The following is a 704-nucleotide window of genomic DNA, read 5'->3' on the forward strand; positions in this document are numbered from 1 at the left end:
AAGCCCTCAGGCCACACAGGCCAAATGTGGGAGGGGGCTTGCCCCCGATTGCGGTGGGTCAGTCACAGCTATTGGAGCTGGCACACCGCTATCGGGAGCAAGCCCCCTCCCACAGGGGATTTAATCGTCTGGATTTATCGGGGAATGATCCGTGGGCTTATCGGACGTTGCCTACTCGAAATAGGCTAATCCATTTACTCGTGATCAATATCCAACTTCGCAAACGTCACCCTTGCCCCCTCCTTGCTGTCCCCACTGTTGTCCTGCACATACACCCCCGCCTTGAAGTACAACGGCTTGTCGCCCCAGGCAGCGCCAATGCGTTCATTCCACTCGCTGTCGGCGGCGTACACGCTGAGCAGCCCGGCTTTGTTGAGATTGATAACGTAGGTGAAGCTCTTCTCCAGCGGCACGTCGGAGGCGACGATGATGACCTGGCTCTCGGCCTCGTCCGGGCGCATGCGCACCTTGGCGACGATGTTGCCGGTCTGGGTTTTTTCCTTGAACTGGTACTCCAGCTTGATCAGTGGTTTCTGGCTGTCATAGGCGTGGATCTGGCCGATGACGACTTTGCCGGAGGTGGGTACCTGGTTGACCGTGAGGGTGGCGCGCAGGAAGTTGTCGGCCTCGGGGTAGGTCCAGTTGCGCAGGCGCCCGTCGGCGTAGGTTTCGCGCAGTTCGCTGCGTGGGTAAATGGCGTTTTC

At 59.1% G+C, this 704-nt stretch carries 1 protein-coding gene; it reads right to left on the minus strand.

Features of this window, described 5'->3' with window-relative positions; genetic code table 11:
• Positions 1-194 precede the first annotated feature (194 nt).
• A partial coding sequence (locus tag JH25_RS10815) for a polysaccharide lyase family 7 protein (protein WP_032879011.1) occupies positions 195-704 on the minus strand: 510 nt, incomplete at its 5' end.

The sequence above is a fragment of the Pseudomonas sp. BRG-100 genome, assembly GCF_000737955.1.
Taxonomy (GTDB): domain Bacteria; phylum Pseudomonadota; class Gammaproteobacteria; order Pseudomonadales; family Pseudomonadaceae; genus Aquipseudomonas; species Aquipseudomonas synxantha_A.